The organism is Hymenobacter antarcticus, assembly GCF_039539545.1.
Taxonomy (GTDB): Bacteria; Bacteroidota; Bacteroidia; order Cytophagales; family Hymenobacteraceae; genus Hymenobacter; species Hymenobacter antarcticus.
The window spans coordinates 1-12,819 of record NZ_BAABDI010000019.1; the positions used below are offsets into that span (position 1 = coordinate 1).

General features: G+C 63.1%; 10 protein-coding genes. 2 read left to right on the top strand and 8 right to left on the bottom strand.

The genetic code is table 11. The annotated features are described in order from the left end of the window. Nucleotides 1–111 precede the first annotated feature (111 nt). On the bottom strand, nt 112–465 hold the full coding sequence (locus tag ABD819_RS13585; RefSeq protein ID WP_345125213.1) for a hypothetical protein: 354 nt from the start codon (nt 463–465) through the stop codon (nt 112–114). Between the two features lie 116 nt (nt 466–581). Between ABD819_RS13585 and guaA the strand changes: the two genes are divergently transcribed. Both guaA and ABD819_RS13595 read left to right on the top strand, forming a co-directional pair. Further along, nucleotides 582–2,117, top strand: coding sequence for a glutamine-hydrolyzing GMP synthase (gene guaA / locus ABD819_RS13590; protein ID WP_345125214.1), 1,536 nt, complete (start codon nt 582–584; stop codon nt 2,115–2,117). A gap of 155 nt (nt 2,118–2,272) precedes the next feature. Further along, the gene (locus ABD819_RS13595) at nt 2,273–2,992 is read left to right on the top strand and encodes a type 1 glutamine amidotransferase (RefSeq protein ID WP_345125216.1); all 720 of its coding nucleotides are present in this window, start codon (nt 2,273–2,275) and stop codon (nt 2,990–2,992) included. A 175-nt stretch (nt 2,993–3,167) separates the two neighbouring features. Here the strand turns inward: ABD819_RS13595 and dgt are convergent, their stop codons facing one another. The 7 genes from dgt to ABD819_RS13630 all read right to left on the bottom strand — a co-directional run bounded on the left by dgt (nt 3,168) and on the right by ABD819_RS13630 (nt 12,580). Continuing rightward, entirely contained in the window at nt 3,168–4,553 is a 1,386-nt protein-coding gene (gene dgt, locus ABD819_RS13600; RefSeq protein WP_345125217.1) for a dGTP triphosphohydrolase, read from the bottom strand. Between the two features lie 33 nt (nt 4,554–4,586). Further along, complete coding sequence (locus ABD819_RS13605; RefSeq protein WP_345125219.1) at nt 4,587–5,267, bottom strand: DUF1361 domain-containing protein; 681 nt, start codon at nt 5,265–5,267, stop codon at nt 4,587–4,589. Nucleotides 5,268–5,333: 66 nt separating this feature from the next. After that, on the bottom strand, nt 5,334–6,731 hold the full coding sequence (locus tag ABD819_RS13610) for a TolC family protein (RefSeq protein ID WP_345125221.1): 1,398 nt from the start codon (nt 6,729–6,731) through the stop codon (nt 5,334–5,336). Between the two features lie 166 nt (nt 6,732–6,897). Further along, nucleotides 6,898–8,298 carry an HlyD family secretion protein gene (locus ABD819_RS13615; RefSeq protein ID WP_345125223.1) on the bottom strand — a complete coding sequence of 467 codons (1,401 nt, stop codon included), beginning with the start codon at nt 8,296–8,298 and terminating at the stop codon, nt 6,898–6,900. Between the two features lie 190 nt (nt 8,299–8,488). Further along, complete coding sequence (locus tag ABD819_RS13620; RefSeq protein ID WP_345125225.1) at nt 8,489–10,216, bottom strand: peptidase domain-containing ABC transporter; 1,728 nt, start codon at nt 10,214–10,216, stop codon at nt 8,489–8,491. A 105-nt stretch (nt 10,217–10,321) separates the two neighbouring features. Beyond that, a complete protein-coding gene (locus tag ABD819_RS13625) occupies nt 10,322–11,017 on the bottom strand; it encodes a TetR/AcrR family transcriptional regulator (protein WP_345125226.1) in 696 nt (231 codons plus the stop codon). Nucleotides 11,018–11,086: 69 nt separating this feature from the next. Continuing rightward, nucleotides 11,087–12,580 (bottom strand): NADP-dependent isocitrate dehydrogenase, encoded by a 1,494-nt coding sequence (locus ABD819_RS13630; protein ID WP_345125227.1) that lies wholly within the window; start codon nt 12,578–12,580, stop codon nt 11,087–11,089. Nucleotides 12,581–12,819 lie beyond the last annotated feature (239 nt).

Consider the following 12,819-nt stretch of genomic DNA (forward strand, 5'->3'; position numbering starts at 1 on the left):
TGCTGTAAAAGGGTCGTAGTTTTGGCGATGAGGCACTGCTTCACGGGGCGCGATGGACTTTGGAGTGTAGGAACTACAAAGGTCGGAACGCCCCGTTTTTATGCCCCAATTTTAGTAGGGTAGAGTGGTGCCGGCGTATACCCGTTGGTAGCCCAGGGTGTCGAGGGGGCCGGTTACAAAGCCAGTGGCTGTCGTTGTTTTTAGGTAAATGACCACGCCCGTGAGCGGCACTACTTCGGTGCCATCCCATTTATCGAAAGCCAGCCGTGTAATGGAGCCGGCCTGGTTGATATCGGTTTGCAGGTACACGGTTTCGAAAGCGCCTTCGGAGCTGCCGTGGTTGATGGGCGAGAGAGCCGAAATCTGGTTGCCGGCGGTGACGGTAACGACCTGCGCGGCTGCCGTGCCCGCCGTGCCAAGCAAGGCCAAAGCACTAACGATAAGGGAATGTAAGGGTTGGGTCATGGGAAAGGGAAGTTGGGGTTGAAAAATTCAGCTTACAAAGTAAGAAAGTATCATTCATTAAAGACTAGCGCAAAAAACGCTCCCGACCCGGCTGCTTCCGTGAGTAGCTTTGTGGCATGGAACGACTCATCATTCTTGATTTCGGCTCGCAATACACGCAATTGATAGCCCGACGCATTCGCGAACTGCACGTATTCTGCGAAATTCATCCCTACACGCACGCCCCGACCCTCGCTTTAACTGAGGATATTCGGGGCGTCATTCTTTCCGGTTCGCCGTGCTCGGTGCGGGAAGAAGGAGCCCCCAACCCCGACCTGAGCCACTTGCTGGGCCACGTGCCGGTGCTGGGCGTGTGTTACGGGGCGCAGCTGCTGGCCCAGCAGGGCGGCGGCTCGGTGCTGCCCGCCACCATCCGGGAATACGGCCGGGCCCGACTGGCGGAGCTGAACGAGGCCTCGCCGCTACTGGCCAATATGCACGCCGATTCGCAGGTGTGGATGTCGCACGGCGATACCATCCAGACGCTGCCGGCCGGCTACGATATTATCGCCAGCACGCCCGAAGTGGCGGTAGCCGCCTTCCACATTGCCGGTCAGGACACCTACGGCATCCAGTTTCACCCCGAAGTGACGCACTCGACCGAAGGCAAGCAGCTGCTGCGCAATTTCGTGGTCGACATCTGCCGCTGCGAGCAGAGCTGGACCCCCGACCACTTCGTGGATTCGGCCGTACTGGCCCTGCAAAACACCATTGGCCCCGATGAGCAGGTGATTCTGGGCCTCTCGGGCGGGGTAGATAGCAGCGTGGCGGCCTTGCTGCTGCACCGCGCCATCGGCCCGCGCCTGCACGGCATTTTCGTGGATAATGGCCTGCTGCGGCAGGACGAGTTTGCCACCGTATTGAAAGCCTACGAAGGCCTGGGCCTGAACGTGACCGGCGTGAACGCCGCGCCCGAGTTCTACGCCGCGCTCGAAGGACTGACCGACCCGGAAGCCAAGCGCAAGGCCATTGGCCGCACCTTTATTGAAGTGTTCGACCGCGAGGCGCACAAGGTGGAAGGGGCCGCGTGGCTCGCGCAGGGCACTATTTATCCCGATGTAATTGAGTCGGTTTCGGTGCATGGCTCGTCGGTCACCATCAAGAGCCACCACAACGTGGGCGGCCTGCCCGATGATATGAACCTGAAAGTGGTGGAGCCGCTGCGCATGCTCTTCAAAGATGAGGTGCGCGAAGTGGGCGCGGCCCTGGAGCTGCCCGCCGAGATTCTCAACCGCCATCCGTTCCCCGGCCCCGGCCTGGGCATCCGCATCCTCGGCGACGTTACGCCCGAGAAAGTGGACCTGCTGCAACGCGCCGACAGCGTGTTCATCAACCTGCTGAAAGAATACGACCTCTACGATAAAGTGTGGCAGGCCGGGGCCATGCTCCTGCCCGTGCAAAGCGTGGGCGTGATGGGCGACGAACGCACCTACGAGCGCGTGGTAGCCCTGCGCGCCGTGACCAGCGTGGACGGCATGACCGCCGACTGGGCGCACCTGCCCTACGAATTCCTGGCCGATGTGAGCAACAAAATCATCAACCAGGTGCGGGGCATCAACCGCGTGGTGTACGATATTTCGAGCAAGCCCCCGGCGACGATTGAGTGGGAATAAGGCAAGGCCGAATGAACAAAAGAACGTCATGCTGAGCGCAGCCGAAGCATCTCACGTGCAATGGTAAATCCAGTCGATTGAATTACTCGAGCACGCGAGATGCTTCGGCTACGCTCAGCATGACGTTTTTCTTTAACCAAGAACAACCAGCGAAAATGCGCTTCTGGTGCCTCCAACACATGCCCGATGAAGGCCCCGGCCACGCCGCCGACTGGCTGGCCGCGCACGGTCATTCGCTCACCTTCACGCGTTTGTTCGAGCCCAACCCGCAATTTCCGGCCATGGGCGACTTCGATGGCCTGCTAATTCTGGGTGGAGCCATGAGCGTGCATGACGAGGAGACCCTGCCGTGGCTCCGCGCCGAAAAGGACTTCATCCACGAAGTATTGCGGGCGGGGAAGGTAACGCTGGCTATTTGCCTGGGCGCGCAGCTGGTAGCCGAGGCGCTGGGCGGCGAGGTGCGGCCCAACCCGGACCCGGAAATCGGGTTCTGGACGGTGCGGTTTTCGGCCAAGTCGCTGGAACACCCGCTGCTGCGCGGGTGGCCCGAGAAAGCGGCCGTGCTGCACTGGCACCTCGATACGTTTACGGTGCCGCCGGGGGCCATGCGGGTGGGCATGTCGGCGGCGTGTGCTACGCAGGGCTTCGTGTGGGGCGATGGGGTCATCGGCCTCCAGTTTCACCCCGAAATGACGGTGCCGATGGTGGAAAAGCTGATGCACTCTGAAGGGCACGAAACGGCCGGGGAGCAGGAATTCGTGCAAACCGCCGAGCAGATTCGGGCCAAGATGAAATCGGTGTGGAAGGGGCGAAAGCTACTGGAGGCGCTGCTGGCGAATATGGTGGCGCTGCATGAAGCCGAGACCACGGATTAGCACGGATTTAAGCGGATTTCACGGATTTTGTGGACGATTGGACTTGGCGATATTTTTCACTTACATGGGGGCATGTGCCCAAGCCAATCGCGAGATTGGTCCCCTGCAAAATTTGATTATGGGTTTCCGTCCACAAAATCCGTGAAATCCGCTTAAATCCGTGCTAATTCGTGGTCTAGAAACCCTTCGGCAGCTCAATTCCCTTAATCGTCTTGTATAGGCTCAGCGCGTTCTGGTCCGTCATACCAGCCACGAAATCGGTGAGCAGCAGGATTTTCTCATAGGGCGATACGCTTGCCTGCTGGCCTTCGGCGCGGAACTGCTCGGGCAGCAGGAGCAGCAACTTGCGGCTGCGGTGGCCCTGGCTGGCGTCGAATACGGCGCAGAGGAAAGCATCGAGCAGGCCACCGAGGACCTCGAAACCAGCGGCTTCTATCTCGAGCACCGGGCGGCTGCGGTAGAGCTGGTTGATGCTCAGGCGCTGCACTTCCTGCAAATCGGTCCAGCAGCTTAGCTCTTTGATGAGGGGCTGGTCGTACTCGCCGCGCAGAATGGCGGGGGCGTGGTGGGAAAATAGCTCCGCCAGCTCCGTTACCAGCTTGCCGATGAGGCGGGCGCGGACATAGCCTAGCTCCTCGCGCCAGTCGTGCCACTGCACGCTGCCGATGCGGTCGGCGGGGTCGTTGAGCATCTTTTTGAGCAGCGGCAGGCCGGTTTCGGGCGTGATGAGGCCCAGCTTCAGGCCGTCCTCAAAGTCGATGATGCGGTAGCAGAGGTCGTCGGCCGCTTCGACCAGGAAGGCCAGCGGGTGGCGGTGGTAGAAGCCGGCGGCCGCGTCTTTCGGCAACAGCCCCAGCTCGGCGGCGACGTGCTGGAAGCGGGCACTTTCGGTCTGGAAATGGCCGTATTTCTTCTCCGAAGCGCCGCCTTTTTTCGCTGTATCGGCCACCAGGCTGGGCTTGGGGTATTTGGTGAATGCGCCCAGCGTGGCGTAGGTGAGGCCCAGGCCGGCAGTGCCGGTACTGTGCGCCGCGTAGGTGTGCGTGAGGATGCGAAAGCCGGCCGCGTTGCCCTCAAAATGCTGCAAATCGGCGACTTCGGCGGCGCTCAGCTTCTCCAGATACGGGGCAGCGGCGGCACTGAGAAAATAGCTGCTGATAGCATCCTCGCCGGAGTGGCCGAAGGGCGGGTTGCCGATGTCGTGGGCCAGGCAGGCGGCGGCCACGATGTCGCCGCAGTCCTGGTCGAGGTTGGGCAGGAGCTGGGCCAGTTCGGCGTCATTCTCCAGCAGATGGCGGGCGGCGAGGCGGCCCAGGGAGCGGCCCACCACGGCGGTTTCGAGCGAGTGGGTGAGGCGGGTGTGCACGAAGTCGGTTTCGGGCAGGGGCATCACCTGGGTTTTGCGCTGCAGGCGGCGGAAGGCCGAGCTGAACACCACCCGGTCGTAGTCCTGCACGAAGGCCCCGCGCACGGGGGCGGCACTGGCGGCGGAAAGTTGTTGGTCGGGGAAGCGGCGCTGCGAGAGCAGGCGCGGCCAGTGCATGGTTTCTTCGGAAGGCATGGGGCAAATGTAGCGGCTGCCGGGGCGGGCGGGCTACTCCTCGTGCGCCCGCCCCAGCAGCCGTACCGTGCCGTAGCCCACCAGCAAAAACAGCCCGAATACCAGCGTGACGCCCCAGGTGCCGGGGAAGCTGAACGGATGCAGAATCCGGTTCACGATGTCGAAAAACAGCGTGAGCGGGTTGGCCAGCACATCCCAGGAATTAAACCGCAGGTAGCGGCCCAGGTAGATGCCGAAGCTGCTGAGCAGCAGCGCCAGCGTGGCAAAGGCCCAGCCGGCGGCCGTGCCCAGCCGCAGCTGCACCAGCCGCTGCATGTCGGCCAGGGAGGCGTAGGCCAGCATCAGCCCGTTCCAGGCGCAGCTCAGAATCAGGGCCAGGTCGTACCACAGTGGCACGCCGGCCCGGCGTTCGAGGTGAAACAGGTCGGTGAGGATGTAGGGTGCGTTGGGGAAGAACAGGAGCCACGCCGCGCCCACCGGTACCAGCAGCCGCGCCCGCAGCGGCCCCTTAGCCGTGCCCAGCATGGTGCTGAGCGCGAAGGGAATGACGGCCAGAAACAGGTTCCAGACCAGAAACAGGAACAGCCCGCGCCCGGTCATCAGCACGCGGCCTACCACCAGCAACAGGCTCAGGCCAAGGGAGGCGGCCAGCACGAAAACCAGGGTGAGGCGGGCGCGGGAAAACGGCAGACTGGCAGCAGCAGGGACTCGCATATACCTAAAGATAACGCCGAAATTCCGGCCTTTATTTTGAGTCCACTCGCGGCAAGTCCGGGCCGGCTACTCCCTCGCCGGTACATCTACCCCCGCCGCGAAGCGCAGCTGGGCCTGGGTTTGGGCATATTTGGCTTGCAGCTCGGCCAGCTTCTGGCGGGCCGCAAGCAGGCTGGACTCGCGGGAGTTAATGAAAAATACGGTGCTTTCGCCGTTATCGAAGCGAATCAGCTCGCCGTCGCGCAGGCGTTGGTAGTTGGCCGTGGCCTGCTGCTGGAGGCGCAGCTGCTCCACCAGGGCCTGCCAGTCGTTGGCGGCGGTTTGCAGGGCGTTACCAATCTGGCGCTGGTCCTGGTCGAGCTGCAGGCCGGCATCGCGCAGCTTGAGCTGGTTGAGCTGGCGCTTGGCCCGCTCGGCACGGAGCAGGAGCGGGTAGGCCACACTCAGCCCCAGCTTGTAGTTGTTGGTCGAATAGCCGCCCTGAAACGGTTGCGGATTGCCTTCGAACGGCCGGCCGGGCAGGAGCAGGTTGTAATCGACGTTAATTTTAGGCAATAGCTTGTTGAGCAGCAGGCGGCTTTCCAGCCTCAGCTGCACCTGCTTCACGCGGGTTTTCAGCAAGTCGGGGTGCAGCTGCTGGGCCTGGGCGGCCAGGGCGGCCAGCGTATCGGGGGGTAGGGCACGCCAGGCGGGGGCGGGCGGCAGGGGTTGGGCGCGGGCGGCAGGCGGCAGCTCGCGGGGGCGGCTCTCGCCGTCCCAGAGGTAGCTGGATGCTACCAGCGCGGCATTTTGGGCCTGCACGCGGGCAGCGGCGCGCTGGCCCTGGCGGCTTTGCAGTTCGGCCTGGGCCTCCACCGAGTCGATGGCGGCCAGGTCGCCGGCCAGCGCGCGCAGCCGGGTGGCGGCAAAGCGCACGGCGGCCACCCGCTCGTTGGCGGTCAGCAGGCGCAGGCGCTCATCAGCCAGGGCCCAGTCCCAGTAGTCCTTGGCCGCGCTCAGCAGCAGCTTGTTGCGGATGGCGCGGCGCTCGGCTTCGGCCAGGCCGGTGAGGGCCTGAGCCACGCGCAGGGCGGTGCGGCGCTCGTCTATCAGCAGGCCCTGGCCCAGGGGCACGCTCAGGCCCACGTAGCTCAGGCCGTCGGTGGCGGTGTAGTCCTGCGGGTTCACGAAGGGGCCCACGCCGCGGTCCCAGCCCGCTTTCACATCCACGCCAAACCAGGTGGGCACGCGCAGGTAGGTTTCCCAGTCGTGAAAATATTCGGTTCCCTTGAGCTGCTTGCCGTAGTATTTGCCGTTGAGCGCAGGGTCGAACGCCCCGCGGGCCTGGCGGATTTCCTGGCGCGCCCGCTCGGGGTTCAGCGCCGCTTGCCGGGCCACGGGGTGGTACTGCGCCACCAGGTCCAGAAACTCAGACAGCCGCAGCACCACCGAATCGGCGGCCGGAGTTTGGGCACTGGTTAGCATCGGCTGCCACAGCAGCAGTAGCAGCGCTACGCCAAAACGCGAGAGCCATGCAGCAGGTCCTGGAATTAAAAGCGAGAAATCAAAAATTAAAAATGCCCGACGACGGTGTGCTAAGCGACTCACTTTTAGCTCTTCTTCTTTAATTTCTAATTCAACCCTGCCTTTGTTACTGCTCACCATAGCCGGGGTCTTTAGTTGCCTTCACCGTTTTGCCGCCCTTGGCGGGCTGGCCGGCCGGGTAGGCGGTGGCGTCGCCCACGTAGTTGGGCGGGAAGCCGTTGATTTGCCGCCACAGCTCGTACCATATTGGCACATCGTCGAGCAGGGCCCAGCCATACACGCCGGAGCCCACGCGCAGCGGCGCGGGCCAGGCCTCGGTACCCGGCTCGTGCGTTACCAGAATACGGTATTGGCCTTGCGAGTCGATATTGTCAATCACCTGCACCACGCCGCCGAAGGTGCCGAAACTGCTGCCCGGCCAGCCCGTGAACACCAGCGCCGGCCAGCCATCGAACTGCAGCCGCACCAGCCGGCCCACGCGCAGCAGGGGGACGTCCATGGGCTTCACGTAGAGCTCGGCGGCCAGGCGCGGGTTGGAGGGCATCAGTGTCACCAGGTCCTCGCCTTCTTTCACTATTTCGCCTTCGCCTTCTTTCAGGGCGCGCACCACGTAGCCGGTTTGGGGGGCCGTGATGAAGTAATAGCCCGCCCGGATGCTCAGGTTGGCCAGCTCGTTGCGCATCTTGGCAATTTCGCCCTCGGTGCTGAACTGGTAGCCCGTGGCCGAGCGCCGTTCGCTCTCGCTCTTGGCCAGCTTATCGGCGTAGTCGGCATCCAGCGACTCCAGCTCGATGCGCGCACTGATGGACTCCTGGCGCGAGGCGGCCAGCTTGTTCTCCACGGCCTGCAGCTTGGCGGCGCTCTCCTGAAACTTTAGGCGGCGCTGCTCCAGCTCGGTCAGGCTTTTCAGGCCCTGCTTGTACAGGAATTCCTGGCGCTCCTGCTGGCGTTCGGCAATGGCAAAGTCGGCCCGGGCTGCCACCAGTTCCGCCTGGTCCGAGCGCACCTTTAGGTCGGCCTGGCGCACTTTGTTGCGGGCCTTGCCCAGGCTGGCCGCCAGGCCCAGGCGCAAGGCATCCTGCTGGCCGCCCAGGGCGCGGGTTTTGGCCGCGTTTTCGCGCAGGCCATTGATTTTGGCTTCGAGCTGCTCGCGGGTGCGGGTCAGCAGCTCGGGGTCGAAGTATTTTTCCTTGATTTCCACGATTTCGGCCAGCGTGTCGCCTTTGCGCACCAGCTGCCCTTCCTGCACCCGCCAACTCTTGATGCGCCCGCCAATGGTGCTGGGCACGGTTTGGGGGCGGTCCTGGGGGCGCAAGGTGGTCAGCTTGCCGGTCGAGCGAATGTTCTGAGTCCAGGGCAAAAACCCGGCGGCCAGCACCAGCAGGCCCAGGCCGCCGGCCCAGCGAGCCAGGGTCCGGCCGGCCCGTGGCGTGCGCACCCTGGCAAAGGCCGTGAAACGGTGCGCGTCGGGATGAGTTTCGGGGTTGGGATGTTCGGCAAAAGGCATTGTTCCGAGCGAATAGCTAGTAGCTAATAAGTAAGTAGCCAGTATTAAGTAATCAGTAGTCGGACCTCAAAATGCTGTCAATCAATAATTAATAACATGGCTGACTACTGAATGCTTATGTCTGACTACTTAATATGGTTAAAATCTTGCAGGAGTCGGCTATTTGCGGGCCGACCGGGATGGCAACCCGTTAGTTTTCGCCGGCCACCAACACCCCCCGCAAGGCGGGCGAGTCGCGCAGCTCCTCCAGGGTACCCTCGGCTACCAGCTTGCCCTCGTCCATTACGGCCACACGGGTCAGTAAGGCCAGCAATTCGGGCTGCGTAGTGGCCACGATAACCGTCCAGGGCAGGTCGGGGGCCACCAGGCGGCGCAGCGTGCGCACCTGCTCGGCCAGGGCGGCGGCGGGCAGCAAGGCATCGAGCAGCAGCAGCCGGGGGCGGCTCACCACGGCGCGGGCCAGCAGCAGCTTCTGGGTAGCGCCCGAGCCCAGCGAATAGCCGGGCCCCACGCGGGAGTTGAGGCCATCGGGGTGGGCATACAGGTCGTCGCGCAGGCCCACTAAGTCTACGGCCCAGGCCGCGTCGGCGGCCGTCAGGTGGGTCTGGCCGAGCGTAATATTTTCGAGCACCGTGCCCGAAAACAAATGTTGGTGGACCAGGCTGTCGCCCACGGCGGCGGCCAGGGCATCGGGGCTCAGGTCGGGCAGGGACAGTCCGGAATAGGCCACCTGCCCGGTGTAGCCATTCAGCTGGCCGGCCAGCAGGCGCAGCAGGGTGCTCTTGCCCCCGCCGTCGGCTCCTACCAGCGCAAGGTGGTCGCCGGCGGCCAGGGCAAACGTCACCCCCTCCAGCACGTTGCGCGTGGCCTGTGGGTAGCGGTAGGTGAGGTCGCGCACGGCCACGGTCAGCCCGGGGGCCGGCTCGGTGCCAGTGACGGTGCCAGTGGGCAGGGCGGCGGTACCGGCGGGCGGCGCCACCGTTTCCAGGTCCAGCACGTGCCCGATTTTGTCGATGGCCGTGAGGGCGTCGTACACGATGTCAATTTTGAGAATGATTTTCTCAACCGCGTTTATCGTGACGATGATGACGATTTCGGCCGCCACAAACTGCCCGATGTTAATCTGCTTGTCAATCAGCAGCCAGCAGCCAATGCCGAGCAGCCCCGCCGTGATGAGGGTTTTGAATATTACGAAGCCCCACGACTGGGCCACCAGCACCCGAAAATGGGCGTCGCGGGCGCTGAGGTGGCTGTTCAGCAGCTCGTCGGTGCGGCCCAGGGCCAGGTTCTGGCGGGCCGGCAGCCGGAAGCTGCCCACCGTGCGGGCCACGTCTTCGAGCCAGGCCACCACCTGGTACTTGTATTTGCTCTCGACAATGCTCGTGCGCAGCCCGCGCGGCCCGGTGGCGGCAATCAGGCCCCAGAGCAGCAGCACCAGCAGCAGCCCAAATACGATGAAAATGGGATGATAGAAGGAGAGCAGCACCAGCCCGAAGACGATTTGCAGGCCGGCCGCCGAAAACTCGACCAGCATGGTGGCCAGGCCCTTTTGCAGGGTGGGCACGTCGAGCAGGCGGTTCATGAGCTCGGGGAGGTATTCGCCCTCCAGGGACTCGGCCCGTACCCGGGGGAGGCGCACGGCAAAGTCCAGCGCCACCCGCGCCATCAGCCGCTGCTGAATGTACTCAATCAGGTGCAGCTGCATAATCTGGAGGCCGCCCACCAGCAGCGTACCCAGAACGATGAACCCGATGAGCACCACCAGCGAGGTGCTCACCGCGCCGCTGCTCACGAAGCCGATAACGGACTGCACGCCCAGCGGCAGGCTCAGGCTGATGACGCCCGCCAGGGCCGCGTATATGTAGAGGTAGACAATGTCGCGCCGTTCGGCCGCCAGCAGGCGGAACAAACGTTGCACGGGCGACAGGGAAGAAGCGTCGGACATTACCTGAGAATAAATGGGCTGGTGATACAGTTAGGGTAAAAAAGGGAGTTGCCGGGGCTTCCCCACGCACACCATACGTTACGTCTGGTCGGCCAGGGTTGGGTTGTTAAGCGCGGCAAATGCCAAATGTTCGAGAAAAGCGCAGATGGCACTTTCGGTGTTTAGGGGAGGCGCATCGGCGAGCGAGGGCAGGTGCTTGGAAAAAAAAAGCTGCTTGCGGGCGGTTTCCAGCAGCGTGCTTACCAGGGCGTGCGGAAACAGGTAGGCCGGATTTATTTCCTGTACCACCGTCACGATGCCGGCCGCCAGGCGCTTGTATTCCCGAAACAAACCGGCCTCGTTGTCCTCGTCCACCTCCTTGGTGAGGTAGGCTTTCGAAGCCTCACTCACTACGATGCGGTAGAGGGCGGCTTCGTCGAGCTGGGTGGTGGCGGGGTCGTCGTAGTGCGCGCGGGTGAGGATGCCCAGCACCAGGCGCAGGCGGGTGCGCGCGTCGGGCACGTTGTGGGTATGAAACCGAATCTGGTACCCCAGCCAGGCCCAGTGCCAGCTCACCAGGTACACCAGCAGCTTGTGCTTGTTCTCGAAGTAGCGATAGAGGGAGGCCTCAGTGGACTCGATGCGCAGGGCCAGTTTCTTGAACGTGAACTGCTCGAAACCGATTACGTCAATCAGGAGAATGGCCTCGGCTACCAGGCGACGGCCCAGGTCGGTGCTCTGCGGGTCGCGCAGGTACAGCTTTTCGTTGAGGTCGATGCGAAGCGTTGCGTGCATAAGAGAGCGAGAAAGCAAGCAGAGAAGGCGGTGAAATAAACTACAAAGAAACACGCTGGGCCGCGCCCATCATTCGCCCTGGCCCAGGGAGAAGGCCCGCACGCCGTTCATGAGGTACAGGTGTTCGGTCTTGATGACGTACAATTGGTGGTCGGCCAGGCGGTGCAGCAGGGCCAGAATATCTGCAAAAGGCATGCGGGTGAAATCCGGTTGGGCCCCAGTCACCCGCGCACTCGCGGCCACGAAGCGGCAGCGCCAGTGGTCGGTGCAAAAGGTTTCGGGGTGGCCATCGGGGTACACCTTCACCCCCCGGTTGGTGATGAGCTTGAGCTGCAACTGACTACCGGTGAGGGCTTCCAGCTGCTGGCCCAGGGTGGCGGCCTGCTTTCCATCCCAGCGCAGAAACACGTCGATGCCCACCAGCTGCTGCGCTACGGGGGCCTTGCCGTAAAGCGGCGTTTCGGTAGCTGAAGGCGGCGGGGCAGCGGCGGGCAGTGCGGGCATGGCCGCCAGCTGCCTGGGCTCGCGGCCCAGGCGGGCAATCACGGCATCGGCAAATTCGGTGGTGCTCACCTTGGCCCGGCTGGTGTCGGCCCGGTAGATGTCGGCCGGGTGCAGGCCGTCTTCCAGAGCGCAGAGCCAGGCGTTGTGGATGCGGGCCGCCACTTCGTGCTGGCCCAGGTGGCCCAGCATCAGCACGGCGGCTTGCAGCAGGCCCGAGGGGTTGGCCACGTTCTGCCCCGCGATGTCGGGGGCCGAGCCGTGGATGGCTTCGAACAGCGCGCCGTGGTCGCCAATATTGGCCGAGCCGGCCAGCCCCACCGAGCCCGTGAGCTGGGCCACGATGTCGGAAATAATGTCGCCGTACAGGTTCATCGTCACCACCATGTCGTAGCGCTCGGGCGTATCGGCCAGCCGCGCCGCACCGATGTCGATAATCTGGTGGTCCTGCTCAATGTCCGGGTACTGCCGTCCAATTTCCATGAACACCCGGTGAAACAGCCCGTCGGTGAGCTTCATGATGTTGTCCTTGGTCATGCACGTAATGCGGCGGCGGCCGTGGCGGCGGGCGTACTCGAAGGCAAAGCGCACGATTTTCTCGCAGCCCGACCGGCTCACCAGCTTCAGGCACTGCACCACGTCGGGGGTTTGCTGGTGCTCGATGCCGGCGTAGAGGTCCTCCTCATTCTCGCGGATAATCACAACGTCCAGCGTGGGATGGCGGGTGGCCACGGCCGGAAACAGCGAGCGGCAGGGCCGCACGTTGGCGTATAGGCCCAGGGTTTTGCGCAGGGTCACGTTCAGGCTTTTGTAGCCCCCGCCCAGCGGCGTGGTGATGGGGGCCTTGAGCAGCACCCGCGTGCGCCGCAACGATTCCCAGGCTTCGGGGCCGATGCCGGAGCTGTGGCCGGCCCGGTACACGGCCTCGCCTACCTCAATGAACTCCGGGGCCAGGGCGGCCCCCGCCGCTTCCAGCACCCGCAGGGTCTGGGACATGATTTCGGGGCCGATGCCGTCGCCGATGGCAACGGTGATGGGGACTTTGGGCATTATGGCTGACATGAGCGAATGGCGTGAAGGATAAAAGTAGAGCGGAGGCCGAACCAGGCGGGCCCCCAAATGACCACGCAAAGTTATACACACTTCTCCAATTAATAGTTTTACTTTTAAAAAAAATAGTCAAATAACTTAGTCTGATAGAATCACTAAATTATTTTGCCTTCGCTGCAACTTTTGAATAGGCACTTGTGTATATGATAGCAAGACTATCAATAATGGTAGTTTGACTACAAAGGTCCCAT